27 protein-coding genes are annotated in these 26,020 nt (G+C 50.4%); 6 read left to right on the plus strand and 21 right to left on the minus strand.

The annotated features are described in order from the left end of the window. Nucleotides 1–33: 33 nt before the first annotated feature. The gene (locus tag M1D70_RS27345; protein ID WP_009594097.1) at nucleotides 34–1,038 is read right to left on the minus strand and encodes an asparaginase; all 1,005 of its coding nucleotides are present in this window, start codon (nucleotides 1,036–1,038) and stop codon (nucleotides 34–36) included. Between the two features lie 281 nt (nucleotides 1,039–1,319). On the opposite strand from M1D70_RS27345, the gene M1D70_RS27350 reads away from it, so the two are divergent. The 3 genes from M1D70_RS27350 to M1D70_RS27360 all read left to right on the plus strand — a co-directional run bounded on the left by M1D70_RS27350 (nucleotide 1,320) and on the right by M1D70_RS27360 (nucleotide 2,602). After that, entirely contained in the window at nucleotides 1,320–1,577 is a 258-nt protein-coding gene (locus M1D70_RS27350; protein WP_015737475.1) for a GlsB/YeaQ/YmgE family stress response membrane protein, read from the plus strand. 48 nt (nucleotides 1,578–1,625) lie between these two features. Beyond that, entirely contained in the window at nucleotides 1,626–2,036 is a 411-nt protein-coding gene (locus tag M1D70_RS27355; RefSeq protein ID WP_009594054.1) for a YtxH domain-containing protein, read from the plus strand. 134 nt (nucleotides 2,037–2,170) lie between these two features. Beyond that, nucleotides 2,171–2,602, plus strand: coding sequence for a DUF5665 domain-containing protein (locus M1D70_RS27360; RefSeq protein ID WP_036673137.1), 432 nt, complete (start codon nucleotides 2,171–2,173; stop codon nucleotides 2,600–2,602). 96 nt (nucleotides 2,603–2,698) lie between these two features. On the opposite strand, the gene M1D70_RS27365 is transcribed toward M1D70_RS27360, so the two are convergent. From M1D70_RS27365 to M1D70_RS27415, 11 genes are all read right to left on the minus strand, one after another. Further along, on the minus strand, nucleotides 2,699–3,676 hold the full coding sequence (locus tag M1D70_RS27365; RefSeq protein WP_009594132.1) for a magnesium transporter CorA family protein: 978 nt from the start codon (nucleotides 3,674–3,676) through the stop codon (nucleotides 2,699–2,701). A gap of 122 nt (nucleotides 3,677–3,798) precedes the next feature. After that, nucleotides 3,799–4,569 (minus strand): sigma-70 family RNA polymerase sigma factor, encoded by a 771-nt coding sequence (locus M1D70_RS27370; protein ID WP_456288454.1) that lies wholly within the window; start codon nucleotides 4,567–4,569, stop codon nucleotides 3,799–3,801. Next, entirely contained in the window at nucleotides 4,566–5,015 is a 450-nt protein-coding gene (gene rsbW / locus M1D70_RS27375) for an anti-sigma B factor RsbW (RefSeq protein WP_009594118.1), read from the minus strand. The genes M1D70_RS27370 and rsbW overlap by 4 nt, the downstream gene beginning before the upstream one ends. A gap of 32 nt (nucleotides 5,016–5,047) precedes the next feature. Beyond that, nucleotides 5,048–5,371, minus strand: a complete 324-nt coding sequence (locus M1D70_RS27380) for an STAS domain-containing protein (protein WP_009594079.1) — start codon at nucleotides 5,369–5,371, stop codon at nucleotides 5,048–5,050. 112 nt (nucleotides 5,372–5,483) lie between these two features. Beyond that, entirely contained in the window at nucleotides 5,484–7,163 is a 1,680-nt protein-coding gene (locus tag M1D70_RS27385; RefSeq protein ID WP_009594095.1) for a response regulator, read from the minus strand. A 20-nt stretch (nucleotides 7,164–7,183) separates the two neighbouring features. After that, nucleotides 7,184–8,038: a CheR family methyltransferase gene (locus M1D70_RS27390; RefSeq protein WP_015737480.1), complete on the minus strand. Its 855-nt coding sequence runs from the start codon at nucleotides 8,036–8,038 to the stop codon at nucleotides 7,184–7,186. A 78-nt stretch (nucleotides 8,039–8,116) separates the two neighbouring features. Next, nucleotides 8,117–11,776: a response regulator gene (locus tag M1D70_RS27395; protein ID WP_456288456.1), complete on the minus strand. Its 3,660-nt coding sequence runs from the start codon at nucleotides 11,774–11,776 to the stop codon at nucleotides 8,117–8,119. Then, nucleotides 11,773–12,948, minus strand: coding sequence for a PP2C family protein-serine/threonine phosphatase (locus tag M1D70_RS27400; protein ID WP_009594119.1), 1,176 nt, complete (start codon nucleotides 12,946–12,948; stop codon nucleotides 11,773–11,775). The genes M1D70_RS27395 and M1D70_RS27400 overlap by 4 nt, the downstream gene beginning before the upstream one ends. 251 nt (nucleotides 12,949–13,199) lie before the next feature. Continuing rightward, complete coding sequence (locus M1D70_RS27405; protein WP_009594092.1) at nucleotides 13,200–13,541, minus strand: general stress protein; 342 nt, start codon at nucleotides 13,539–13,541, stop codon at nucleotides 13,200–13,202. An 87-nt stretch (nucleotides 13,542–13,628) separates the two neighbouring features. Continuing rightward, nucleotides 13,629–14,162, minus strand: coding sequence for a hypothetical protein (locus M1D70_RS27410; protein WP_456288457.1), 534 nt, complete (start codon nucleotides 14,160–14,162; stop codon nucleotides 13,629–13,631). A 56-nt stretch (nucleotides 14,163–14,218) separates the two neighbouring features. Further along, on the minus strand, nucleotides 14,219–14,740 hold the full coding sequence (locus tag M1D70_RS27415; RefSeq protein WP_009594084.1) for a DUF948 domain-containing protein: 522 nt from the start codon (nucleotides 14,738–14,740) through the stop codon (nucleotides 14,219–14,221). 278 nt (nucleotides 14,741–15,018) lie between these two features. On the opposite strand from M1D70_RS27415, the gene M1D70_RS27420 reads away from it, so the two are divergent. Then, the gene (locus M1D70_RS27420; protein ID WP_036663891.1) at nucleotides 15,019–15,183 is read left to right on the plus strand and encodes a DUF1328 domain-containing protein; all 165 of its coding nucleotides are present in this window, start codon (nucleotides 15,019–15,021) and stop codon (nucleotides 15,181–15,183) included. A gap of 124 nt (nucleotides 15,184–15,307) precedes the next feature. On the opposite strand, the gene M1D70_RS27425 is transcribed toward M1D70_RS27420, so the two are convergent. The 3 genes from M1D70_RS27425 to M1D70_RS27435 form a co-directional block, all read right to left on the minus strand. Further along, entirely contained in the window at nucleotides 15,308–16,813 is a 1,506-nt protein-coding gene (locus tag M1D70_RS27425) for a DHA2 family efflux MFS transporter permease subunit (protein ID WP_456288458.1), read from the minus strand. Nucleotides 16,814–16,869: 56 nt separating this feature from the next. Beyond that, the gene (locus tag M1D70_RS27430) at nucleotides 16,870–17,319 is read right to left on the minus strand and encodes a MarR family transcriptional regulator (protein ID WP_009594042.1); all 450 of its coding nucleotides are present in this window, start codon (nucleotides 17,317–17,319) and stop codon (nucleotides 16,870–16,872) included. 255 nt (nucleotides 17,320–17,574) lie between these two features. After that, the gene (locus tag M1D70_RS27435; RefSeq protein WP_456288459.1) at nucleotides 17,575–18,153 is read right to left on the minus strand and encodes a hypothetical protein; all 579 of its coding nucleotides are present in this window, start codon (nucleotides 18,151–18,153) and stop codon (nucleotides 17,575–17,577) included. A 188-nt stretch (nucleotides 18,154–18,341) separates the two neighbouring features. Here M1D70_RS27435 and M1D70_RS27440 point away from each other — a divergent pair, with 188 nt between their 5' ends. Next, nucleotides 18,342–18,686, plus strand: a complete 345-nt coding sequence (locus M1D70_RS27440; protein ID WP_009594133.1) for a hypothetical protein — start codon at nucleotides 18,342–18,344, stop codon at nucleotides 18,684–18,686. Between the two features lie 108 nt (nucleotides 18,687–18,794). Here M1D70_RS27440 and M1D70_RS27445 read toward each other — a convergent pair whose 3' ends face one another. After that, on the minus strand, nucleotides 18,795–19,670 hold the full coding sequence (locus M1D70_RS27445; protein WP_433942010.1) for a cation diffusion facilitator family transporter: 876 nt from the start codon (nucleotides 19,668–19,670) through the stop codon (nucleotides 18,795–18,797). Nucleotides 19,671–19,892: 222 nt separating this feature from the next. Here M1D70_RS27445 and M1D70_RS27450 point away from each other — a divergent pair, with 222 nt between their 5' ends. Further along, nucleotides 19,893–20,081, plus strand: coding sequence for a hypothetical protein (locus M1D70_RS27450; protein WP_009594046.1), 189 nt, complete (start codon nucleotides 19,893–19,895; stop codon nucleotides 20,079–20,081). A gap of 122 nt (nucleotides 20,082–20,203) precedes the next feature. Here the strand turns inward: M1D70_RS27450 and M1D70_RS27455 are convergent, their stop codons facing one another. From M1D70_RS27455 to M1D70_RS27475, 5 genes are all read right to left on the minus strand, one after another. Further along, on the minus strand, nucleotides 20,204–21,829 hold the full coding sequence (locus tag M1D70_RS27455; RefSeq protein WP_009594043.1) for an ABC-F family ATP-binding cassette domain-containing protein: 1,626 nt from the start codon (nucleotides 21,827–21,829) through the stop codon (nucleotides 20,204–20,206). A gap of 443 nt (nucleotides 21,830–22,272) precedes the next feature. Beyond that, nucleotides 22,273–23,304, minus strand: a complete 1,032-nt coding sequence (locus M1D70_RS27460; RefSeq protein WP_096776941.1) for an MBL fold metallo-hydrolase — start codon at nucleotides 23,302–23,304, stop codon at nucleotides 22,273–22,275. Between the two features lie 127 nt (nucleotides 23,305–23,431). Continuing rightward, complete coding sequence (cydS, locus tag M1D70_RS27465; protein ID WP_015737491.1) at nucleotides 23,432–23,533, minus strand: cytochrome bd oxidase small subunit CydS; 102 nt, start codon at nucleotides 23,531–23,533, stop codon at nucleotides 23,432–23,434. Nucleotides 23,534–23,538: 5 nt separating this feature from the next. Beyond that, nucleotides 23,539–24,570, minus strand: a complete 1,032-nt coding sequence (locus tag M1D70_RS27470) for a cytochrome d ubiquinol oxidase subunit II (protein WP_456288460.1) — start codon at nucleotides 24,568–24,570, stop codon at nucleotides 23,539–23,541. Then, nucleotides 24,567–25,919 carry a cytochrome ubiquinol oxidase subunit I gene (locus tag M1D70_RS27475; protein WP_433941460.1) on the minus strand — a complete coding sequence of 451 codons (1,353 nt, stop codon included), beginning with the start codon at nucleotides 25,917–25,919 and terminating at the stop codon, nucleotides 24,567–24,569. The genes M1D70_RS27470 and M1D70_RS27475 overlap by 4 nt, the downstream gene beginning before the upstream one ends. Between the last annotated feature and the right edge of the window lie 101 nt (nucleotides 25,920–26,020).

Consider the following 26,020-nt stretch of genomic DNA (forward strand, 5'->3'; position numbering starts at 1 on the left):
TACCCCGGCGGTTTCCGGTCTAATCAGTCGCCCTTAAGCGTGGAGCAGCTTAAATCCGGTTTCTACCCTGCCTACTCGAAGACCCTCATCATTATATAAATCCTTAGGATATGCAGCTTTCAGCCGTTCGATGGTCGCTTTGCTGCCGTAGCCGATCTGTTCCAATATGGACTCCGCGATCCAGCCCCATTCTTCCTCGGAGCCGTCCGAAATTTTGAAAGAGATGCCGAGCCGCTCCTTCTTAAGGCCGAAACAGTACACTCCCTTGAAGCCGCCCTTGGCCACAATATTAGGATCTTCCAGAAGAAGGGTATCCACTTTATGTTTACCCGCCACCATATAAGGCGCTGCATGCATGGCCTTCGTGATTCGAATGACTGCCTTTCGCGTCGGCTCGTCCTCTATAAGGTCCGGGCATGCAAGCTTCATGTAGGCTGTTGCCAAAGCGCGGAGCGGCATGGCGAATACCGGCAAGCCGCATCCATCGGTTCCCAGTTTAACATCGCCCGGAGCCAATCCAGCCAAATAGGCGACCGTCCGAAGGATCTCCTGCTGCAGCGGATGTTCCGGCTGATCGTATCCCGTCAGCGGATATCCCGCCATCTGGCAGTAGGCCAGCATGCCATAATGCTTGCCGGAGCAATTATGGTACCATTTACTTTTATCGCCGCCGCCTCGCAGAAGTGTTTCTTTGCTTCCTTCGTCCAGCGGCCAGCTGGATGCGCACACCATGTGAGTTTCGCTGATGCCCGCCTTGCGTGCAAACCGCTCCAATACTTCCACATGAGCCTGCTCCGCACGATGCGAGGCCGTCATGATCGCAATTTCCTCATCGGACAGTCCGTAATGATCCGCCAGCCCGCCGCGAATGGAAGGAATCGCCTGCATCGGCTTGGCCGAAGAACGCGTAAATGCGACATAATCCGGATCTCCCGCATAAGCCTCGACCTTACCTTGTTCATTCACAATGCATATATGTCCATTGTGGACGCACTCCAATATGTCCGCCCGATATTCCTTCACCAATACAGTGTCCATGTTGAATAACTCCTTCTATATACCGTCTGTAACGTATGATGCCTTGAGAAGCCTGTATGCTTGCATCTCCCCGAGATCACGCTTATTCGAGAATGATTGCAAATCTGTATTCAGTATAGTACAAAAAACGGCAATTGACAGCAGAATACGTTCCATAGAGGACGGACATTCCATTTATCTCCCGTTTTGCACGTCTCCTGTTTCATGGTGTGGCCTTGCGTTTAATTACGAGATAAGCAAGCCCACTCGAAACACATTGCTCTGAAAAAGGAGGCGATCGTATGTGGGGAATCATCATCAGCATCGTGATGGCAATCATCATCGGGATAATCGGGGATGCGCTGGTTGGTCATGAAATGCCGGGCGGAATTATCGGTTCCATGATCGCAGGTTTCATAGGCGCATGGCTCGGACCGTGGCTCTTCGGAGCATGGGGTCCTGTCATAGGCGGATTTGCCATTGTGCCCGCAATCATCGGTACGGCCATCTTTGTATTCCTGCTCGGTCTTGTTGCCAAGTTGTTTAGACGCACAGCCTGATCCTCGTGTTTATATTCATTTTTATATTAACTAAAAGGAGTGAAAGTTATGAATAACGCAGAACAAGAATATCCAGTACAAAGCGGTTCCACATTCTTCAAAGGTGCTTTTATCGGTGCCTTGGTCGGGGCGGCGGCAGCTCTGTTGTTCGCTCCAAAGCCAGGCCGCGAGCTTCGCGGGGATTTATCCGAGAAGCTGAGCATGGTGTCGGATAAAACCAAAGAAGTCGCTTATACCGTAGGCGATAAAGCTTCTGAACTGGCAAAAACGGTGGGCAGCAAAGCCTCCGATGTCATGGCCACCGTGAATGAAGGCCGCCAAAGCATTATGTCCAGCGTCAAGGAAGCATCGGCAGACGTGTCGAGCGAGGTTTCAAGTGCTTCCAAAGATGTGAAGGATAAAGCGATGGACACCTCTTCCGAAGTCAGCCGTGAAATGAAAACGACAACGAATTATTAATTCGTAGGGTCACGAATAGCCAGCTGACGCAGCTGGCTATTTTTATGCCAAATCCGGCACGTTGTCTTATCAGCATTGTATGGATTCCGAAGTGAAATGAAACGGCGCATCTGCCTGGAAAGCGGGGATATTTCATGAGTAAAGCAAACCCATATCATGGCGGCTCCGGCTTCTCAACCCGAAGCGGCAGTCGTTCGACACGAAACGAGGAACAACGTGGGCAATCCGAATCATCCAGGGAAAGACACTCCATAGAGGCGGATGAGGTCCAGGAGCATCCCTTTGAGCTTAGGCACGAAGTGAAGAAATTGAACACGCGACTGGACAAAATCGCCGCCACGCTGGAGAAGTCCGAAATGAAGGACATGATCGATAATTACATGAATCCCAAAAAACGCATCATTGCCAACCTCACTGCCGGCTTGGCCCGGGGGTTGGGCTTAACCCTTGGCACGGCTCTCGTGCTGGGTCTTCTGGGTTATATTCTCAGCTTCTTTGTCAATGTGCCGATGATAGGGGATTTCATCTCGAACCTGCAGGGATATATTGAACAATCCAAATCCTAATTCGTCTCTATTACCTGAACAAGCCCGGTACCTTTAACGGTTACCGGGCGATTGTGATGGTTATGGCTGCAATTCTTCTGCAAGCGTTCTTCGCACTCAAATATTCCTGTTTTTGGACTTTACTTGAAGCAGGTCCCCCGTCCATCCCTTTGCACGCATCCAAAGGTACATCCCTCCGGTCCAGAGCAAGGTGAAGCCGATGACTGCCGTGAAGCCCCAGAACGTCTTAATGCCGGGCAAGTTCTCGAAATTCATGCCCCATACGGCTCCGATCACGGTTGCCGGTGTGAATACGACCGTAAAGATGGTCAAGGTCTTCATGATTTCATTACCGCGGAACGCCGAGATTGCATCATCGATGGATACCAGCGTATCGATTTCGCGCTCATAGTGATAAATCAGCCTTTCCATTCTTTCTACTCGATGCAGGAGCTGTTGGAACGAGCGGCTGGCATCCAGCTCGCCGTGATATCCTTCCTTCGCCGCAGCGATCAGCTCCTGAAAAGGAATAAACAGGTTGCTCCATTCCAGCAGCTCAAACCTCGACGAGAGAATGTTATCCATTAAAGATCTTCGGTTGCGTGTACGCATATCCTTTTCGACGAGGCGCAGGTTATGTTCGAATTGATCCATTCCTGCATGGTAATAATGCAGAATGGCCCGGGCCAATACAAACATGCCGTCTACGGGCCGCTCGCATTGATGAAGCATCGAGGCTCTATCGGCCTTGACCATCACGCTGCGGGTATGCTCATCCAAATTAATGGTGATCAGCACATGAGCATCCACATAGAAATAGAACTGTTCCGCCTTATGATGCTCGTGTTCATTCGTGACCTTATAAAGCATGGACCCCATAATGACCGGCTCCACCCCATCCTTGAAACGAACGGATAAGTAATTCCGGTCCTTTAACGACGCTGCCAGATTAAACCATTCAGCTGTATAAGGATAGCGTGACCGAAGTTCGCCGATCCAGGAGGATTGCCAGTTCTCGGTTCGGACATCGTGCCATTGCCACCCCCCTGCATAATCATAAACATCCTGACCTTCTGTCGTATCCGGCCCAAGCATGATTTCCTTGCCACTCCCTTCGATAAATACGGATATTAGGTTTCAAAAAAGGCACGCATTCCCGTGATGGAGGAAGCGTGCCTTATGTTGCTATACGTCTGTCTCTACGAAGCTTGTCCATATCAATACGAAGAATTGGACATGATCTGCTTCAGTTTTTCCGTTGCCCGCTTCTGGATACGCGAGACACTCATTTGCGACACGCCTAACCTTTGAGCGATCGTTCGCTGGGACTGCCCCTCCTGAAATGCCAGCAGCAGCACCTTCTGCTCTTGCTCCTTCAGCTGGCTCATCGCCTGTTGAAGATCCATCCGCTTCTCGACGGAATCAAAGTCGTTCACGTCCGAACTGATCAGTTCTCCAAGCGTGGCCCCGGTTTCTTCCTGAGACAATGGGGAATCCAATGATACATAATGATAGCATTCCCTTCCCGCCAACACTTCAACGGTTTCCTCCACGGAAAGATCCAGGTAGGATGCAATCTCATTCACATCAGGGGATCGTTCAAGCTTCACCATTAGTTCATCAATCGCTTGCTGGACCAAGGCCCCCTTCTCCTTGATTCGTCTTGGCACTTGAATGTACCACGATTTATCGCGAAGGAAGTTTTTCATATGCCCGATCATACTCTTCATGGCATAGGGCTCAAACGGAATCCCCAGGCTAATGTCGTATTGCTGAAGCAAACGGATTAATGCCATTTGGCCAACCTGATATAAATCCTCATACAGATCGGGCCGATTCCGGGCAATTTTGCCTGCTGCCATCTTGACCATCGGTTCATATTTTTTAATCAGCACCGTTGCGATATCGTTATCCTTCGTCTGCTGATACTGTTCTATTAAATGCACTGCTTCATCCCTGGACTCTTGGGGAGTCGCCTTATCACTCATACTGGCTCCTCACTTCTTGCGAGCCGCTTCGTCAGCGTAACCTCGGTTCCCTTTCCAGCCTGGTTTGTCACGCTCACCTCGTCCATAAGCGCCTCCATCAGGTAGAAGCCAAGTCCTCCGATTTGGACCTCGCTGAGATCTTTATCATGAAGTGTACGATTGCCAACCGCCCCCACACTGTCGAAACTCTCCCCTTCGTCTCTGACCGTAATGGATAGCGACTCGCCGGTCACTTGAAATAAAACCTCTACCATTCCGCCTTCCTGGCTATAAGCATATAAAACCGAGTTGTTACAGGCCTCCGACACCGCAACCTTCATATCTTCGATCTCTTCATAGGAAAAGCCCATCTTGGAAGCTATCCCGTATAGATTCAATCTTACAATATCCACGTATTCAGCACTGGCAGGCAAATTAAGTGTTATTCTTTGTACATCTGAATTCATTCTTTTCGATCCTTTCCTATTGGGAATTCTTCTTACGACTGAAAGAACTTCGCAATACCCGTCATATCGAACAGCTTTTGAATTTGCGGCGGAACTTCCTCAACTGCAAAGCGTGCTTCCATGCCATGTCTGGCTTTCAGTATCGACAGAAGAATACCAATGCCCGTACTATCAATATATGTCATGTCCTTCATGTTGACGATCAAGTCTACCTCGGAATTGCCGACAAGAGGCTCCATTACCAATCGAAAATCCGGAGCGACGGACAGATCAAGTTCACCGCTCAAAAATACCGTGCATACGCCCTCGTTCATTTGGGTCTTGGCATTGAACTTATCATTCGTTTTTGTATTCATAGACACTCTCTCCCAATCATTTGTTTTCCCTTTACATAACCCGTTATCTCGCTTGTTGAAACAGGTTAACGAGGGATAAAGACGCGCTAATATATGGAAAACGATTCATTCACTAGCCGTTGATGATTCGAACTTGGCTTGGGCTGATGTCCCACCCGTCCGGCTCTACCGGCATATAACGGGATATCAGGTGCTTTACACAGCTGATTTTGACCGGTTTACTGATATATTCATTCATGCCGGCATCAAAGCAGCGCTTCTGAATCCCGTCCATCACATTGGCTGTCATCGCAACGAGTACGGGAGCGTCCGCTTCCGGCTTCATCTGGCGGATGAGGCGAGCGGCCTCCAAACCGTCCATAACCGGCATTTGCAAATCCATAAAGATCATGTCGTAAGCCTTAGGCCCGGCAGCCATCTCGACGGCCTGCCTGCCGTCTTCGGCCATATCCGCATTCATTCCCATCTTTTCAAGCATGCTCTCCATCAGCTTTCGATTAATCGGATGGTCGTCCACGATCAGAATGTTCGGCTGTCTTCCCCCGTGCACCCGATATTTGCCCGAATGTTCCTCTTCCCGGAGCCGAGGATGCTCCTCCTCATGCGTGTGAACGCAGATCGTGAATACGAAGGTGGCTCCCTCCCCTTCCTTGGAGTCAACCTCAATCTCTCCGCCCATCATCTGCACAAGCGATTTACAGATCGCTAGCCCCAGACCTGTTCCGCCGTAGCGTCGGGTCATCGAGGAATCCAGTTGAGAGAACGGCTTGAACAGCCGGTCAAGCTTCTTCGATGAGATACCGATTCCCGTATCTTTTACCGTGAATTCAAGCGTTAATCGATTCTCTTCGGCCTTGGCAAGCGAAACAACCAAATACACGCCGCCCTCATTCGTAAATTTCACGGCATTGGATACCAAATTCACCAACACTTGACGAAGGCGCCCCATATCGCCGAATACCATCGAAGGGATCTGATCCTCGATAAAATACGTAAGCTCCAGGTTTTTCTTGGAGGCTTCTCCGGAGAACAAACCAAACACTTCCTGAACGCAGGACTTAAGATCAAACGGATATTCCTCCAGCTCCATTTTGCCGGATTCCATCTTGGAGAAATCCAGAATGTCATTAATGATATTAACCAAGGCATCCGCACTGTTGCGGATAATCGTGGCATATTCACGCTGTTCATCCTGTAGCTCGCTGTCCATCAGCAAATCAATCATCCCGATGACGCCATTCATCGGCGTTCGGATCTCATGACTCATCATCGCCAGAAACTCGGTTTTGGCTTTGGCGGCAATCTCGGCCTCTTCCTTGGCCAGCACAAGCTCTTGATTAATCTTTTCCAGTTCCTGAGTCTTCTGGTGTAATTGCGCGGACTGGATCTTCAGCCTGTTATTGGTCCGATACATATCGACAAAACCCTCGATCTTGGATTTCAAGATTTGAGGGATGAAGGGTTTAACCATATAGTCGATTGCACCGGCGGAGTATCCCGCAAAAAGATGCTCCGCGTCCTTGCTGTTTGCGGAAATGAATATTATCGGAATATCCTTCGTCTTGTCTCTCGCCTTGATCAGCCTTGCCGTTTCAATGCCGTCCATGCCGGGCATTTGGACATCAAGAACAATCACGGCAAAATCATACTTCAAGAGATATCGCAAAGCCTCTTCGCCTGAAGTAGCTTTAATGAGCGTGTATTGTTCGCTGTCCAGAACAGCTTCGAGTGCAAGTAAGTTTTCAGGGCGGTCATCTACCAACAGAATATGAATCGGTTCGTGAAACCCCATGAGATCCTCCTACAAAACTTCTATTTAATCTTTCGATAAATTTTCTCGACGCGGTCCAGTGTCTCATAAGCTTCGCTATAATTCGTAAAGTGTATGGACTCTTTGGCGCCCAGGACGAGAATACCGAAATGGCTTAGACTCTCGTGAAACAATCCGTGCACGTGATCTCGCAGCTGGTCATTAAAATAAATCATGACATTCCGGCAAAAAATCACGTTAAACTCGTTAAAGGAACGGTCCGTTGCCAAATTGTGCTCGGCAAATATCATGTTTTTCTTCAAGAACGGCTGAAAAATAACCGAGTTGTACTTCGCGGTATAGTATTCGGAGAACGAGCGGGTACCGCCCGCCTCCAAGTAATTCTTCGTATATTGCTTCATGCGTTTGATATCGAATACGCCTTCCTTGGCCTGCTGGAGCGAACGCGAATTCATGTCCGTCGCATAAATCCGGGATTTTTCATACAATCCCTCTTCATGAAGCAAAATGGCCATGGAATACACTTCTTCTCCGGTTGAGCAGCCTGCATGCCAAATCCGTATATACGGATACGTACGAAGCAATGGAACCACCGACTGCCTGAATGTCAGGAATAGTTTCGGATCCCTGAACATTTCGGTAACAGGAATCGACAAATTATATATGAGCCGCTCAAAACATGAACGGTCGTGCAGTACTTTGTCTTGGAGGGCAGAAATCGTGGAAACACCCTCTGCATGAACATGATGCCAGATTCTCCGCCTCAACGAAGGAATGGCGTAATTTCGAAAATCGTAACCATAGAATCGATGAATGCCATCCAAAAGAAGTTCGATCTCGATCTGTTCCAGTTCACGCTCGCTATTCTCTGTCAACAACAGTTGTTCTGATTCCATATGGTCACTAGATGACATTACGCTTGCACCGCTTTCCGAGTGTTTATTTGCTACTTGTACTTTACCCACTAAAGCGGCTTACGAATACAACCAAACCCTCATTAGGGAAAGAAGTTGCTCTGTCTGAATCGGCTTCTTCATATAATCGGAAGCACCCGCTTCAATGCATTTCGCGCGGTCCTCTTTCATGGCTTTGGCCGTCAGGGCAATAATCGGCAATTTGTCGAATTCCGGCATTTCGCGTAAACGGCGCATCGCCTCATAACCGTCCATCTCCGGCATCATCATATCCATTAACACCAGATCGAAATCCGGCTTCTGCTGAAGGAGCTCGATCGCTTCCCGGCCGTTCTCGGCAAAGGTCACTTCCATATTGTATCCTTCCAGCACGCTGGAGAGGGCAAACACGTTGCGGATATCGTCATCCACAAGCAGAATTTTCTTGCCTTCAAACAGTTCTTCCTTGTTGTGCAGCTTCTGCAGGATTTTACGTTTATCCTCCGGCAAATCGGCCTCAACCCGATGCAGGAACAGCGTCGTTTCATCCAAAAGCCGTTCCGGTGACTTCACGTCCTTAATGATGATCGACTCCGCATATTTGCGAAGCTGCATCTCTTCCTTCGAATCCAAATCCTTGCCGGTGTAAATAATAATAGGCAGATCCACCAGGTTCTCGTCATCGCGAATCTGGTCAAGCAGTTCAAAGCCTGTCATATCCGTCAGCATCAGATCAAGCACCATGCAATCATAGCGCTGCTTACGCAGCTCGCTGAGCGCCTCGGCGCCCGTGGATGCCGCGGTAATCGACACATCGTCATGACCGATCAATTCGATAATGGAATTCCGCTGAATATCGTCATCCTCGACAATCAAGAGATGTTTCATCGATTTTTCCGCATAGGATTGGATATGCGTAAACGCGTCCTCCAGCGCTTCCCGGCTTGAAGGCTTCTTCAGGTAAGCGATCGCTCCCATCATTAAGCCTTGCTTCACTTCATCCACAACGGAGATGACATGCACCGGAATATGGCGGGTAACCGCAGAGCTCTTCAGCTCGCCCATGACGGACCAGCCGTCGATAACCGGGAGCTGGATATCCAGAATGATGGCATCCGGTCTGTACGACTTGGCCATCTCCAGTCCAATGTCACCCTGCAGTGCGACCAAAGCCTTGAAGCCGCGGCCTCTGGCCATATCCAGCAGGATTCTGGCAAACTTCACGTCATCCTCAATGATGAGCAGCACTTTATCTGTTGGCCCAAGCTGGTTGCGATCATCGTCTACCTGTATGGCAGGCTGAACCTCTTTAGTAACCATCTTGGCTTTCGGTACGATCAGAGAGCTCTCCGGCGGTGCCTCCATCGCTGCGGCCGCTTCCTTCGCACCGTCTGCCACTTCTGGATGGCTTGCCGGCAGGAAAAGGGTGAAGCAGCTTCCTTTGCCTTCCTCCGACTCAACCGTAATCCCCCCGCCCAGCAGGCGGGAAAGCTCGCGGCTGATGGAAAGTCCAAGCCCGGTCCCTCCGTATTTCCGGCTGGTGGTACCGTCCACCTGCTGGAAGGCTTCAAAGATCAGATCCGTTTTGTCTGCCGGAATGCCGATTCCGGTATCTTTGACAGCGAAGGACACATAGTCCGATTCCGCATTCAGGTAAACCGGAAGCTTGTCCTTGTCTGCCTTCTCTACAAGCAACTCGACAGAGCCGCTATTCGTAAACTTGAAAGCATTCGATAACAGGTTGCGCAGAATTTGCTTCACGCGATGACTGTCCGTCACGATGCTTTGCGGGAGTTCCTCTTCAATGCGCACTCCCAAATTGATATGCTTGCGCGATGCCACCGCTGCGAAATTCTGCTCCACGAAGGCTTCGATATCCGGAAGCTGGACGTCTTCATAGTTGATTTCCATTTTCCCGGCGTCCACTTTCGATAAGTCGAGAATTTCATCGATCATTTTGAGCAGGTCGGAGCCCGACATGTAAATCGTCTGTGCATATTCAATCTGCTTGGAGCTCAGATTCCCATCCTTGTTCTCGGACAACAGCTGCGACAATATCAGCAGGCTGTTAAGAGGGGTGCGCAATTCGTGGGACATGTTCGCCATGAACTCCGACTTGTATTTGGTTGTAATCGAGAGCTGCTTCGCTTGCTGCTCGAGCTGCATTCGCGCCTTCTCGATTTCATCGTTCTTCTCTTCCACTTCCTGCACTTGCTCCTCAAGCGCACGCGTCTTGGCAACAAGCTCGGTATTGTAATGCTCCAGCTCTTCCTGCTGGCGCTGCAGCAGATCCTCGGAACGCTTGAGGGCATTGGTCTGCTCCTCCAGATTCTCGTTGGTACGGCGAAGCTCTTCCTGCTGCGTCTGCAGCTCTTCCGACTGAACCTGAAGCTCTTCGGTCATGGCTTGCGATTCGCGCAGCAGTTGCTCGACCCGCAGTCGGCCTGTGATATTGTTCAGAATGATGCCGAGGGACTGGCTTAGCTGAGACATCAGCTGTTCCTGCAAAGTTGTCGTTTCCTCGAACGAAGCCAACTCGACGACGCCCAGCACTTCATTCTCGAACAGAAGCGGGTAGATCATGATGGACACCGGCTTCGATGAACCCCACGCGGATTCCACATTCATATAGCCCTCCGGAGCGCCTTTCAGGACGACCGGCTTCTTATCGAGCGCCGCCTGGCCTACAAGCCCTTCCCCGATCATGAAGGCAACCTTCGGCTCTTCTCCGCCTTCATGGGCATAGGAGCCCTTCATCTCCAATTTGTTCGGATGTTTGTCTTCCTGACGGATATAGATGGCTCCGTAATGAGCTCCCAAGATCGGCGTGAATTCGCTGATGAACCGCTGGCCGACCTCTTCCAGGGAATTGATTCCTTCCAGCAGCTCGGTGACTCTGGCCATATTCGAGTTCAGCCAGGATTGATCACGCTGCGCTTGGAGATACGTTTCCTCGATGCGCTGCTTCTCGATGATGTCTTCGGACAAGTCTTTGAATACTCGAGCTACGTCCCCAAACTCGTCCTTCGAAGTAACCTTGATACGGCGGATGGCCTTCAGCCTGCCTTCGCCGAAGCTCTTCAGCATCATGGAGACCACGTTGATGCCCCGGGTAATGCTTGGGAGAATCCATAGAATGACCAGCATTCCGATAAGAAGCCCACCGGCCATGATGTAGATGAACATTTGCACGGAGCGGTCGTAAGCGGCTTTCGCTGCGGCTATATCATCGTTGATCTTCTGATTCTCGTAGCTGCTAAGCTCGTTCAGGCTGATCAGCATCTCCTCCTGGACCGATTGCCCGGTAGAATTACGGAGTGCGTTGGCCCCATCTGCGTCGCTGGTAGAGAGCAATTCCAGCGTCTTGTTCTGATACACGATATATTCGTTAACCGCACGCTCGATCCGGACCAGCAATTGCTGTTCCTCTGCGGTATTTACGCTTTCCTTGATGGCCCTAAAATACTCCTCCGCCTGCGCCGTCATCGTCTCGATTTCCTGTTTGGACACCGTATACGTAGACGGATCGTTGCTCAGGATCATATTCGTAAGTTCGCGCGCCATATTGTTGACTTCTCCGCGCATGCCGCTGGAGTTTCGCACCTTCTGGTAGCGCTCCTGAAAGATTTGGTCCATCTGGTTGTTCATGTAACTGATCCGGTCGTACCCGATCAGGGTCAAAACCAGCATAAGCGCCAGTAATGTTGTAAAACCAATGACTAACTTGCTCTTAAGCTTCATTGATTGGTTTCCTCTCCTTTTTTAAGAGATATCCAAACCAGGCATTTATCGTCCTCTCGCTCCTGCGATGGATCATCCACAAAATACTGTTCCTTCATTTCGTCTTCTCTCCAATGGTGAGGGCCGCCCAAATGCGTCTTCAGATGATCCAGCTTCTCGTCATGCCCGCCCTCTACCAGTTCGAGCAGGCCATCCGTATACATAACCAAATGACCTTCGCCTTCATACTGAAAGCTTCTTGGCTCCATGTCCTCGATCCGGTCGAACAAGCCAACCGGGCAGCAGCCTTGATCCAGCGTCATGACTTCGCCGTCCTCCTTGAAGAACAGGGCCGGGGGATGTCCTGCGTTGACATAGTCCACCCGCTTCAAACGAGTGTCCACGACAAGATAGATGGCCGTAAAATAGTACTGAATCAGCTGTTCGCCCAGGTTCAACTGATTGAATCTGCGATTCAATTCCTGAACTACCTTCTCCGGTTCGACATAAGTCGTCACCGTATCCTTCAGCACCGAAGCGATGAACATGCAAAACAGGGACGAAGTAATCCCGTGTCCCATCATATCCAGCAGAATCACGCCATATCGGCCGTCGCCTAGCGGAAACCATGCATACAAATCTCCCGCAAGCTCTGCCGAGGGCTGGTACAGCGCATGAATCTCCAGCTGTTCATCTTCGATGGGAGAGCTTAACACGGCATTCTGAACCATGGCCGCAAGCTTCAATTCCGCCTGGACCCGCTGTTCCCTTTCAATATGCCAGTCTTTCTCTTGCTTCAACCGAAGCGCGAGGCGTATCCGTGCCATCAGCTCCACCTTGTTGATCGGTTTCGTGACGTAATCGACGGCGCCGGCATCCAGCGCTTCCGCCAGCTTCTTCGAATCTCCGACGGCGGTGACCATAATGATCGGTATATCTTTCAAATGCTCGTATTGCTGAACAATACGGCAAGCTTCTATTCCATCCATCTCAGGCATCATCATATCGAGCAGCACCAAATCGATATCCGCCCTACGGGGATTCGGATCTTGGCTGCGATCGCCGATTCCCAGGTGTTCCAGCATTTCCAGGGCTGAAGATGCAGATAGCGTATTGTGATAATTTTCCTTCTTCAAGATTTCTCGAATAATAATGACGTTAGTCGGATTGTCATCTACGATTAATATTCTCATTGCCCTCTCCTTTAACGTTACGGCTTATGCGGCAGAAATCCTTTTCCTACTATTATACTATAATAACCCTATGATCATTTGCCATAGAAAAAGGTTCTCAAGCTTGAATCTTCCACTTTTAATAGATATATGGAACATTCTTTTAAAACATAGATAAGGAATGAGACGTCAATAGTCTCATTCCTTATCTATGTTTTAAGTCCTATAACCCCTATGTCGAATCAGCGCCAGGCTGAAAATTCAATGCTTCCTCAATCCTTCTTAGCAATCACGAGCACTTTGCCAAGGTCCAATTGTTTCTCGTAAAATCCCGCCTCGGCTTCGGTAAAGCCAAGCGATACGATCTTGGCACGCAGCTCATCCCCGCGGGACCGAAACAGATTCGCCAGGGCATCAAACACGCCTTCTTCCTTAATGCCTACGTTATTGGCATCGGCTGCTTCCACAATCCGGCTCGTCTTGTCCGAATCATGGGCCAATACATAAATGTGATCCAGATCGTAACCGGACTGCCGAAGATTCTGAACCTCCTGAACCGCTTGCGTCCCGTTTTCCACGACTTTGGCATATGACTTCGTATTGGTGAATTCCATTGTGAAAACCTCCCCTAATAGTGTTAAACCTCAATTTAGGTTATAGTCCATTGGTTATTAACCGTAATCCTCAAGGTTGAAACAAATTTATTCGCTATAATAGAAAAATAAATCGACGCCTTCGATTTCACCGGTATCCCGATCAATGTATACCTTAAGCGCATGATGGTTCTCAAGGTATACATCTCCGTCCTCCGCCTTAAAATACGGTTTACCCAGGGATGCCCGGACATGATCGGTTGACATGCCTATATGCTGGCCTTCAACCTGAAAGGATTCGGCAGAGGGCTTGACATGAACATATTCCGTGTAGCCGTTGCGGACTCCAACCTCCATATCTTTATAAAGAAGCTTAGTGGTTCCGCTCAGGCTGTCCTGCTCGATTCGTGCAGGCGTTCCCAGCTTGTGGACGATATCACGCTTGGTATCCGCAAGCGATATCCCGTTTAACGTCCCGTAGCCCTCTGAAGAGTTGTCGCCGGTGTGTGCTTGTCCAACATCCGCAGCGGCATGAACTACAGGCGGTTGCCATATCTCGGCAGCAGGCTGCTGCGCTGCCGCAGCACCTCCACCTCCGGAGTAAACCATGAGCCCGACCATCAACAGTGCGACATTCCACATGCGACCTCCTCCTTTCATCATCTTGCCGTGCACTACCCTGGCTTGGTTAAGCCCTGTTATCTGGCTTTTTGACGACGGAAACTGTTCCACAGGCCAACTGCCGTGTCCACGTAGGACAGCCAATTCCGGCTGCGGGATTTTTCTTCCGCTTCCGTCTTCTGATAAACGGCGTCATACGACTGGAACGTGCGATCTTGTGCCGTCAAAGGCACTTCCATGCGGGCGGGCTGCTCTTTCTTCTGCTCTATCCGGGATTGCTTAAAGCGGCTAACCATGCCGGAAGATACTTGCTTCACCGCATAAGTGACTTCGCTTAAAGCTTCTCCCAGGTTTTTGACGGTATCCATAACCGGATCAATTTGTTTCATCTTATGCTGAACATCCACCGTAATATCGTTCGTATTTCGAATGGTCTGCTTCACTTCATAACTCAATTCGTCGACCGTCTTTTGCACTTCCTGAAGCGTTTGTGTTACCTTTTCGAGCGATTGCGTGGCTGCCTTCAATGTCTTGATCAAGAAGAATACGAGAACCGCAAATGCCACGGCAATAATGGCAACACTGATTTGAGTTAGCATACGTTGTCCCTCACTTTCAAGTTATGTTTGGTTTCGGATACGCAATAGTTACCCTATCCCCCACCTCACGAAACAAAGGGTTCCTTGCCATCCATGCCACTGTTCTCCAGCTTGTTTCATCCTCTGCCGCCCCGGTTAAAGAACACTACGAAGGGCGCTGCGGCAACGCCGATGGCCCCTACCGATCTTCAAATTGGATAAGAGCTCCTTACTTGGAGCAGCATGCGTTGACATGCCATATATCCAATAAAATCGATGAAGAAAGCAGGGTGAATATGATGTTAAAATGGTCCGTAATTTTTCTGGTGGTTGCACTGATTGCAGGGATCTTCGGCTTCTTCGGCATCGTTGAGGCTGCAGCCAGTATCGCGAAGGTTCTGTTCTTCGTCTTCGTTGTCCTGTTTGTGATCTCTCTCTTTACCGGACGCAGACGAAGTATGTGACGGCGTCACATGTTGTTGTAAAGCCCGTGCATTGAATATACACTTAGGAACATGAAAAAGGGTGTCCCTCCGTTGTTAAACGGATGGGACACCCTTTTTATGGCGTGCTTGAATTTGAGGCGGCTTAAGCGTGCGTTGCTGCAGCCTCCCGGCTTCCGGCTGCCTTCGGCTCTTCCGCCGGCTTCGTCTTCTTGATGAAGAAAGCCAGAATCAAGGAAACCACGCTGATCCAGGTGGCAATAACAAAGGCATAGTTAATGCCATAAATCGTTGCTTCGTTGCCCAGCTTAAGCAGGTCGGCCTGATTCTTCGGATCGAACACCCCCGACTGCATCAAGGCTTCTCCTCGGCTCTCCGCCTGGGTGGACATGACGGTAACGAGAATCGCGGTTCCGATCGAGCCGGAAACCATGCGGAGTGTATTCGACATCGCCGTACCATGGGCGTTCAAGCTCCGCGGCAGCTGATTCAGTCCCGCGGTCTGAATCGGCATCATGAGCATCGACATACCGAACATGCGGGCCGTATAGATAATCATGATCTGGCCGTAAGACATCGTTTCGGTCAGATTACTGAACTCCCACGTCGTAATGACCGTAATCGCCAGACCGATAACAGCCAGCCATCTTGCGCCAACCTTATCGAATATCGCGCCCGTGATGGGTGACATAATTCCCATCAGAATAGCGCCGGGAAGCATGAGCAGACCGGATTCCACCGGCGTAAACCCGCGAATCTGCTGCAGATAAATCGGCAGCAGGATCATCCCGGCATACATCGCCATCGTGACGATGACATTGATCAAGGTCGTTAACGTAAACATGTTGTACTTAAATATACGGAATTCCAGCATCGGATTGTCGGCCTTCATTTCCCGCCATACAAACAGGATGAGGGCAACCGTGCCGACCGCAAGGGTCGTCACAACCGGCGTGCTGGACCAGCCGTCGTTCCCGGCGTCACTGAAGCCGTAGAGCAAGCCGCCGAAGCCCAGGGTAGACAAAATGATGGCGATCATGTCCAGCTTGGGCCGGCTGACCTCGGTCACGTTTTTAAGGAAGAAGACCCCGATTAACGTAGCGATAACGGAGAAAGGCAGGATCATGTAAAACAGCACCCGCCAATCGTAATGCTCCACGATATATCCGGAAAGCGTAGGTCCGATCGCAGGAGCAAAAATCATGGCGATCCCCATCATCCCCATGGCTTTACCGCGGTTCTCTATAGGGAAAATGTTCAGAAATACGACAGTCATAAGCGGCATGAGAATTCCTGCACCCGCTGCCTGAACGAGGCGTCCGGTTAGAAGAAATGCGAAGTTAGGGCTGATGGCACACAGCAAGGTGCCGATCGTAAACAGCGTCATGGCGCTGATGAACAGCTGCCTGGTCGAGAATCGCGCAATCAGGTAGGCGGTAACGGGAATCAGCACCCCGTTCACCAGCATAAAGCCTGTGGTCAGCCACTGGGCTACCGTCGGTTTGATGCTTAAATTTTCCATGATGCTCGGCAGAGCAACATTCATCAAAGTCTGGTTAAGAATGGCGACAAAAGCGCCAATCATTAATGCGGCAATGATGGGGCCTTTCTTGACAGGCTCGCCGGGACGAGCAGCAGTATGGGTATTCATCGGAAGCTTTCACTCTCTTTCTAAGTAAGTTCGTTTATATCAATAGCATGTTTGTTCTATGTGGACAGCTGACCTTGGATATACTCAACATTCGTCAAAATTTTGCGGTACAGGGAACTCAACTGTTTAACCTCTTCATCTGTTAGAAAACCATATAACAAACCGCTAAGCTCAGCGCGTTTATTGGCCAACTGCTCGATCAGCTCCCGCCCGAGCGGCGTAATCTCCAGATGGATGACCCTGCGGTCGGTTGTATCCCTTACGCGGCGCGCGAATCCGCCTTCGATCAATTTATCGGATATGCCCGTGACCGCACCGCACGTCACATGAATGGAATCCGCCAAGTCAGACAATCTCAAAGCACCCTGTTCGTGGAGCTTCTCCAAGGCGGTGTACTGGGTTCTCCCCAGTTTAGGGAACCCCTCCTTCTGCCATTCATTCTGCACAGTCCGAAGCATCTTCTTAAATAGCATCTCCAACTCCAGAATTTCATTCCGCATGGACATGTATTTTTTACACTCCTTTAATGGTCCAGCACTCCTTCAATAGAGACATCCTCTCCTTCGCCTCTAAATACTTTAGTACTAAAACATTTATTTCTAAACATTTACTGATTATAGTAGGGGATTATTTCAGTGTCAATGTTTACATATATATTTTTTTCATAATTATTTTCTGAAAATAATGCCGTCTCATGAAAGAAAATGCAAAAAGACCCAGACGTCGTTTCCTTGTCTGAGTCTTTAGCCGATTCTCTTGCTTTACTTAAACAGCGAAGGAATCGACATCCAATCCATCGTAAAGTTCAATTCCAGGCCATCGGATAGAAACTTAACATTCTTCACGGTTACCAAATCCGGCAAATAGTCCTTCAGCGAAATTTGAATGGGCTCAAGCCGGAACACATTCAGCGGAATCTCAACGCCACGAATCGTTGTCGATTCATGCGTCAAGTGAAGATAGCTTCCCTCGGCTGACATCTGAAAGCGCAGAACGGCACCAAAAGGAAGGATTCCCCATTTACCGTTCATGCTGGCTGACATGGTGGTACCGTTCATTGCGAAATCGGCACCGGTTATATCGACGCCAAGGTCATGCGTGCTCATATATTTTACCATGTTCTTCTTGCTGAGTTCCCCGACTTCCTCGGTGCTTAGTTTCATGCGGGTATCCCGGTTCGACACCATGGTCATCAATTTGTCCTTGAAATCAACGGATCGATAGCGCATGTCCAGGGATTGCGTAGGATAAACAAACCAGACTGCCGCACCGATGATCACAAGCAACAAGACAAGTATTCCCAATAGGAATCGCCCGGTTCGTTTCTTTCGGCGTACCATCCAAAGATCCCTCCTCCCTAAGGATTTCCCTGCTGGAACAGGGCTTTTCCCATCCCCAAAGTATATAGGAATCCTGGAAACTTGTCACGATTTGAGAATTGTACCCAACTTTCTTGGTTCAAAACATCCAAATGGTGGTTATTACGATATTGTCAAATATTACTTCGGTCCCAAGGAGGAATTATTCCATGAAAAAAACACTAAGCATTACTGCAGCCCTAGCACTCACCCTGTCTCTAACCGCCGTAGCAAGCGCGGATCCGATTAACGGTACGGTATCCAACACTTCAGGACCGGCTCCGATCTCGGTGGAAGACCCGATCATCAAACCTGAAGAAGTCGTGATCGTACCGACGCCGATGATTGAGCTTACAAGCAAAACTTACTTCTACAACGCTCCAAACGGCGAAAAGCTTGGTGCCTTGGCTCCGCAAAAGCTCGACACAACCGGCAATCGTTACGATGTCATGCTTGGCGGGGAATGGGTTGAAGTATATACATGGCTCGGTAAAGCTTGGATTTATGTAGAGTAATCGTGTATGGCTATCGGGCTTCATGATCCTTCATGTACCCCGGCATGTTAAATGGCAGGTCAAGAGAATCTTGGCCTGCCATTTGTATACCTGCACATTCGGTATCCCTTAGGAGGATCCCTTAGGCTCCACATGAATATGGACGCTCATAATATTGTGAATCTTCTCCATCTGCTCCTCGATGCGGTCACTGATCTGATGGCCCTCCAAAACGCTGATATCCGGGTCTACCTCGATAACGACATCCACCAGTACATGATTGCCGTGGATTCGGGCTTTCATATCCTTGATTCCCTCGACACCGGGCGTACGGGCAATCGTGCTGCGCAAATCAGACAAACGGTTTTCATCAAAGCCATCCGTGAGGCTATAGGTACAATCCCTGAATATTTCCCAAGCCGTTTTGCAAATAATGACGCCAACCGCTACAGCCGCCACGGTATCCAGCCAGGGCAGGCCGAATTGTGCGCCGATGATGCCCACAGCGGCCCCAACGCTGACGAGCGCATCGGACAAGTTATCCTTGGCCGCTGCCATCAGCGCCTGGTTATCGATGCGCCGCGCAAGGTTCCGATTGTAACGATATACGCCCAGCATCGCAACGGCACAGATGCCGGCCACGCCGGCAGACCATACATTCGGCACTTCCTTGGAGCCTTCAAAAAAAGAACGGACGGCTTCGACCAGCACCTGGATGCCCACGACAGCCATGATGAAGGAGGCCACCAGCGCCGCGATCGTCTCCGCCCTCAAGTGCCCGTATGCATGATCGGAATCCGGCGGCTTCTGGGAAATTCGCAGCCCGATCAATACGGCGAGCGATGCCACGATATCCGTCAGGTTGTTAAAACCGTCGGCGAGCAAAGCACTGGATGCAAACAAATATCCACAGAATATTTTAAACGATGACAGCACGAGGTATGCCGCAATGCTGATCCAGGCCCCGCGCTCCCCTTGTTTGATGTTATCATAGGCATTCACTATATACGTCTCTCCTTTGCTTGCTCCGTGCAGGCTTTAAGCGATATCCATCATTATCCATATTTAATCCTAGCAAAGGTCATTCGTGTGGGTCTAGGGAAACATAATTGCTTCGGTCAAAGAACCATGGACGTAGAAAATGGTATTAATCATTGTTACCCTTGCCGGACGATTTAAAAACGAATAAAATGAGGACAAGCGAACACGAAGAGGAGGGTGATTCCTATGCCCGAGAATAATGAGCCACGCAAAGTGAATTTGGCTGATGCGATCAAGCAAAAGCTGGAACAAAAGAAACAGCAAAATACATCCGCGAACAAGCCGGGACAATTCCAAGCCGGTTCAGCGCAAAAAATGAAAAGCCAAAATAACAAAAAACCAAACAACCAGCGTCGTCGTACCGGCGGTTCGTAAAGAACCGATCCGTAACGCACGCCAAAAAATGCTGCACCTCCCATACCCGGGAGGTGCAGCATTTTTATTGAATAAGAAGGCGGGATGACAGCTTGTCGCCATCATCCCGCTGCTTAATTTCTTTAAACTTCAACCGGGTACATGCTTTCGCGAAGCCCCTTGATCTCTTCACTCTCCAGATACTCGTCATAACTCATGCTGCGGTCGATGATGCCGTTAGGCGTAATCTCGATAATCCGGTTCGCAATCGTCTGAATGAACTGATGGTCATGCGAGGTGAACAAGATGGTTCCGTCAAAATCGATCAAGCCGTTGTTGAGCGCCGTGATGGACTCCAGATCCAAGTGGTTCGTCGGCTCATCGAAGATCAGCACGTTCGCGCCGTTCAGCATCATTTTGGCCAGCATGCAGCGAACCTTCTCGCCTCCGGACAATACGCTGGCTTTCTTCAACGCTTCCTCCCCTGAGAACAGCATGCGGCCAAGGAATCCGCGCAGGAACGTCTCGTCCTGATCCTTGGAATATTGGCGCAGCCATTCCACGAGATTCAGGTCGACTCCGTCGAAATAAGCCGAATTGTCTTTCGGGAAATACGCTTGGGTCGTGGTTACGCCCCAGCTGTATTCGCCGGCTTCCGCTTCGGTTTCGCCGGTGATGACCTGGAACAAGGTCGTTTTCGGCAAGCCGTTTGGCCCGACAAACGCAATTTTGTCCCCTTTATTCACGACAAAACTCACGTTGTCCAGCAGTTTCTCGCCTTCCACGCTCTTCGTCAGGCTGTCCACGGTCAGCAATTGTTTGCCGGCTTCGCGTTCAGGCTTGAAGTTGAGGAACGGATATTTACGGTTGGATGGACGGATATCGTCCAGCGTAATTTTATCGAGCTGCTTCTTCCGGGATGTCGCTTGCTTCGATTTCGAAGCATTCGCGGAGAAGCGCTGAATGAAGGCTTGAAGTTCCTTGATCTTCTCTTCCTTCTTCTTGTTGGATTCGCGCTGGAGCGCGAGGGCCAGCTGGCTGGATTCATACCAGAAGTCGTAGTTGCCGACATACAGCTGGATTTTGCCGAAATCGATATCCGCAATATGCGTACATACCTTGTTCAGGAAGTGACGGTCATGGGATACCACGATAACGGTGCCTTCATAATCCATCAGGAAGTTCTCGAGCCACTGAATCGATTCGAGGTCCAAATGGTTGGTAGGCTCATCGAGCAGCAGGTTATGCGGCCGGCCGAACAAGGCTTGGGCCAAGAGAACGCGGACCTTCTCGTTGCCGCTCAGCTCCGACATTTTCTTGTCGTGCAGCTCACGCGGAATACCGAGGCCGATCAGGAGCGCAGCCGCATCCGGCTCGGCATCCCATCCGTTCAGCTCGGCGAATTCGCCTTCCAGCTCACCCGCACGCATGCCGTCCTCTTCGGAAAAGTCGGCTTTTGCATACAGCGCATCCTTCTCCTTCATGATGGTATACAGTCTGGCATGACCCATGATGACCGTCTCCAGAACCGGATATTGGTCATATTCATAGTGGTTCTGCTTCAGAACCGCCATCCGTTCGTTGGGAGTCATATGAACCTCGCCTGAGTTCGGTTCAATCTCGCCGGAGAGGATTTTCAGAAATGTAGACTTACCCGCCCCGTTAGCGCCGATGAGGCCGTAGCAGTTGCCCGGGGTGAATTTTATATTGACATCTTCAAATAGTGCTCGTTTGCCATAGCGGAGCGTTACGCCGCTTGTACTGATCATTAAGCATTACCATCCTTTATCACTATTGGTTTCAGCACATTATAGCATAAGTACGGCGGTTATCGAAGCTTCTGGACGATATAAAACGGTTTTAAACAAATATAACCTCATGCATGGGCCATTTCATGCTGACCAGCCACAGGAGGCCGACGATCAAAGATTACCTTTTACCAAGTTTCATAGAACCGAGGCGTTTCTATTAAATTAGAAGAAACCAGTCGGACCGGATCCGCTGTCTTACCATAGACTTCACCGGGAATCGATTGACGATCCCGTGCAGTTGGCTAAGAATAACGCTGCTGCCGCAAGAGCGGTCGGCATTGGCCCAAAACGAAGACGATTAGAAGCAACTAATAAATGGGCCCGAAAGGTTATACGACCTTTCGGGCCTTCTTAGGCAGTCTGTAGTGTGTATGCCGATCGGAATCGCTTCCGGGTTTCTGTTACGAAGTCACGCTTCTTCGTTCCGGCTGAACCTTGAAGGTTTCCCCGTACTTCAAGACGCGAATCCGCTCCTTGGCAATCCCGAGCCGCTTTCGTTCCGCTTCCATCCGGTCCAGCGCTTCCCTGGCCGTATCATCGGCCAGCTTGAAGGTCCCGTAATGCATCGGAATCATCGTCTCCGCCTTCACGTCCTGAAACGCCTGCAGCGCCTCTTCCGGATTGACGTGCTGAGACGTCATGAACCATTCCGGCTCGTATGCCCCGATCGGCATCAAAGCGAGGTGAATGTTGAACCGTTCGCCGATCAGCTTAAAACCCTCGAAATAACCGCTGTCTCCCGCAAAATACAAATTCGGCGGAAGCAGTCGGGTGCCGTCCTCAGCGACGGGTTCGTTATTGCATGGCGATTCATCGGAAGAACTCGAATCCGTCTTTCCATCCTGCAGCACGGGCTCCATCACGAATCCTCCCCAATGGGACGTATTCGTATCAAACGGCGTGCGCCGCGTCCAATGCTGTGTCGGCACGAAGGAAAATTTCACGCCTTTTATGGCGACCGATTCCCACCACTGCAGTTCGATCACGCGGCGAAAGCCTTTATTGATCATTTTCCGGCGCAGACCAACCGGTACAATGATGGTGGTGTCCGCACGGTACAGCTTACGGATCGAGGAAACATGCATATGGTCATAGTGGGAATGCGATATCAAAATGACATCGATCGGGGGGATCTCATGAATGGGAAGTCCAGGTTCCCCAAGGCGCTTATTAAACCCCATTCTCCGCGCCCATACGGGATCAGTCACAATATTCATGCCTTCGTATTGAATGAAGAACGTGGCGTGCCCGATCCAGGTAACGGAGGTTTCGTGCCGGTTGCTATGCAAATACTGAAGATCCGGCGTCAGGTTCGGAATGCAGTAGGAATAATCCTTCTTCTTCTGACGACGTTCGTCGCGCCACTGCTTGAACTGTTTAAGCGTTTTGTCCGTGCTGACGTTATCGATATTGTTATAGCGAATTCTTGGCATGCAGCCTCCTCCTTCCATTACCCTGTATTTTACCCGTATTGAGCTATCCGCTCAACTTTGCGCTTTGTTGTTCTTTTTACACCGAATGATTCTTGGCGAAACAGCCCGGCTTTATTTTGTCCATCCCTCAATCCGAAGGGTCTTTATACTTGACGACGTAAATCGCCATAAAGGCTACGGCAGCCAGTACCGTGAGCAGCGGTGCTATGAAAATGCCGAAGTCCTCCACTTGCCTCACCCCTTCTTCGCGGATTTGCCGCGAATGTAGTTCGCATCGAACAAAAACAATCGCATCAGCAGGATCAGGGAAGGCACCAGCACGCAGAAGCCGAGAATAAACGCGGTAATCAAAGCGATGGCCATCGTATCGTTGGTGATGCTCTCATGAATGTGGATGTAATCATAGAGAATGTACGGCAGATGCGAGCGACCATATCCGTACCAGGCAAAAGCGAATTGAAGCATGACCATGATAAATGCGATGCCAAGGCGGATGCGTTTCCACACGAGGTATACCGCGATGACAAAGCAGACGAACGACGCGATAAACATCCAGGCGATATCCAGCATTTGCCCAAAATGCACCGGATTCTGATGGTTGATCTGGAAAAACGCGAACACCGAAGCCAGGATCGTCGGCCCGCTCCAACCCAGTGCATAACCCCGGACCACGCCGAACGCCACCTCATCCCCGGCACGCTGCGCGTAATAGGACAGGAACATCGCCGAGATGTACAGTACGCTGACAAGGGCAAGCAGAATGACCGACCACGTGTACGGATTCGTGAAGAACGTGTACCAGTGAAGCTCCACCTTCCCGCCGTCCATATAGATGATGCCGCCTTCGGATATGGCCAATATCGTCGACAAGGCGGCAGGAATGAGCAGCCCCGTCGCTCCGTATAGTCCCATGTATACGATATTGTTGCCCGTCTGGCTGCCATACGTATGATAGGCGTAGTAAGCGCCTCGGATGGCGAGCAGCACGAGCGCCAAGCTGCCCGGGACAAGCAGCGCGGTGCCATAAAAATACGCGGCATCGGGAAAGAATCCGACGAGTCCGACCACAAAAAAGATCAGGAACACGTTGGTCACTTCCCAAACGGGGGACAGATATCGCTGGATGATATTGTGGATCTTGTTCTCATGTCCGGTAAGCACGCTATAGAAGCTGAAGAATCCGGCGCCGAAATCAATCGAGGCCACCAGCAAATAGCCGAACAGGAACGTCCATAGAACGGTTATGGCTACCATGGCATAGCTCACTTGCGGTCTCCTCCTTCGATTTCGAGTCCCAGCAGCCGGATTTCCTCTTCCGCGCTTTTATTCCGGAACAATTGGCTCAGCACGCGGATTGCGGATACGGACAAGACCAAATACAGTAGAATAAACAACAACAGCATCCAGCCGACGCTCGATGAAGTGGTCGCCGCATCCGATACCTTCATATATCCCCGCACAATCCACGGCTGCCTTCCGATCTCGGCAAGGAACCAGCCCAGCCATATGGCTGACATCGATAGAGGCCCTAAAGCCAATATACTGAGCAGCAGCCACTTTGGGTAAGGCTTTTTGCCAGGAAGTTTCCTTCGGAACATATACAGGAGAGGAATCAGAACGATCACGGCGCCGCTGGTCACCTTCAAATCAAAAAAATAATGCACGGACATCGGCGGTCTCTCGTTCTCCGGAAATTCATTCAGGCCGATGACCTCCGTACTGGGGCTGTTCCCTGCCAGTATGCTAAGCGCGTACGGAATCTTTAACGCATACTTGATTTCGTTATTCTCATCCAGAAAGCCGCCGTAAATGAGCGGGGCTTCGGTCATCGTCTCAAAATGCCACTCGGCGGCCGCCAGTTTCTCGGGCTGGTATTTGGCCAGGAATTTGCCGGAAAAGTCTCCGATCATCACGGTGGCCACGGCAAAAACAAAGGTGGAAACGACGGTAAGCTTCAGCGCTTTCTTAAAATAGACGTGCCTGCTTCCCCGAAGTAAGCTGAAAGCCGCGATGCTGGCCAGCGCCGCAGCGCTTGTCGTAAACGCCGACGCCAGCACATGGCTCACCTTGGTCGGCGTCGCCGGATTGAACATGGCCACGAACGGATTCACGTTCGTAAACACCCCGTCCACCAGCTCAAAGCCCTGCGGCTGGTTCATAAATGCATTCATGCTCGTGATAAAGAAAGCAGAAGCGGAGGAGCCGATCGCCACGGGAATTAGCAGCAGCAGGTGGGTCCATTTGTTTTTGAACCGATCCCACGTATAGAGATAAATGCCAAGAAAGATCGCCTCCACAAAAAAAGCGAAGGTTTCCATGAACAGCGGCAGCGCAATGGCCTTACCGGCTACGCGCATAAAGGTGGGCCACAGCAGGCTGAGCTGCAAGCCGATGGCGGTTCCTGTCACGACGCCAACAGCCACGGTAATCACATATCCCCGCGCCCAGCGCCTGGCGAGCAAGGTATAGTGGTCATCCCCCGTCCGGATCCCCCTCCATTCCGCCAGAGCCAGCATAATGGGAATCCCGACGCCGATGGTTGCCAGAACAATATGTACAAACAGGGTCAGTCCGGTCAGTATGCGGCTCATCAGTACTGGATCCAGTGATGACATCAGGTTCACTCCTCGGGTGTGTTATCCAAAATGATGCATGTAGCGCAAATATCCTTTCACGGCACCGTACAGCATAATGGCGGCCACGATAAAGCATAGAA

Source organism: Paenibacillus sp. AK002, from assembly GCF_053903045.1.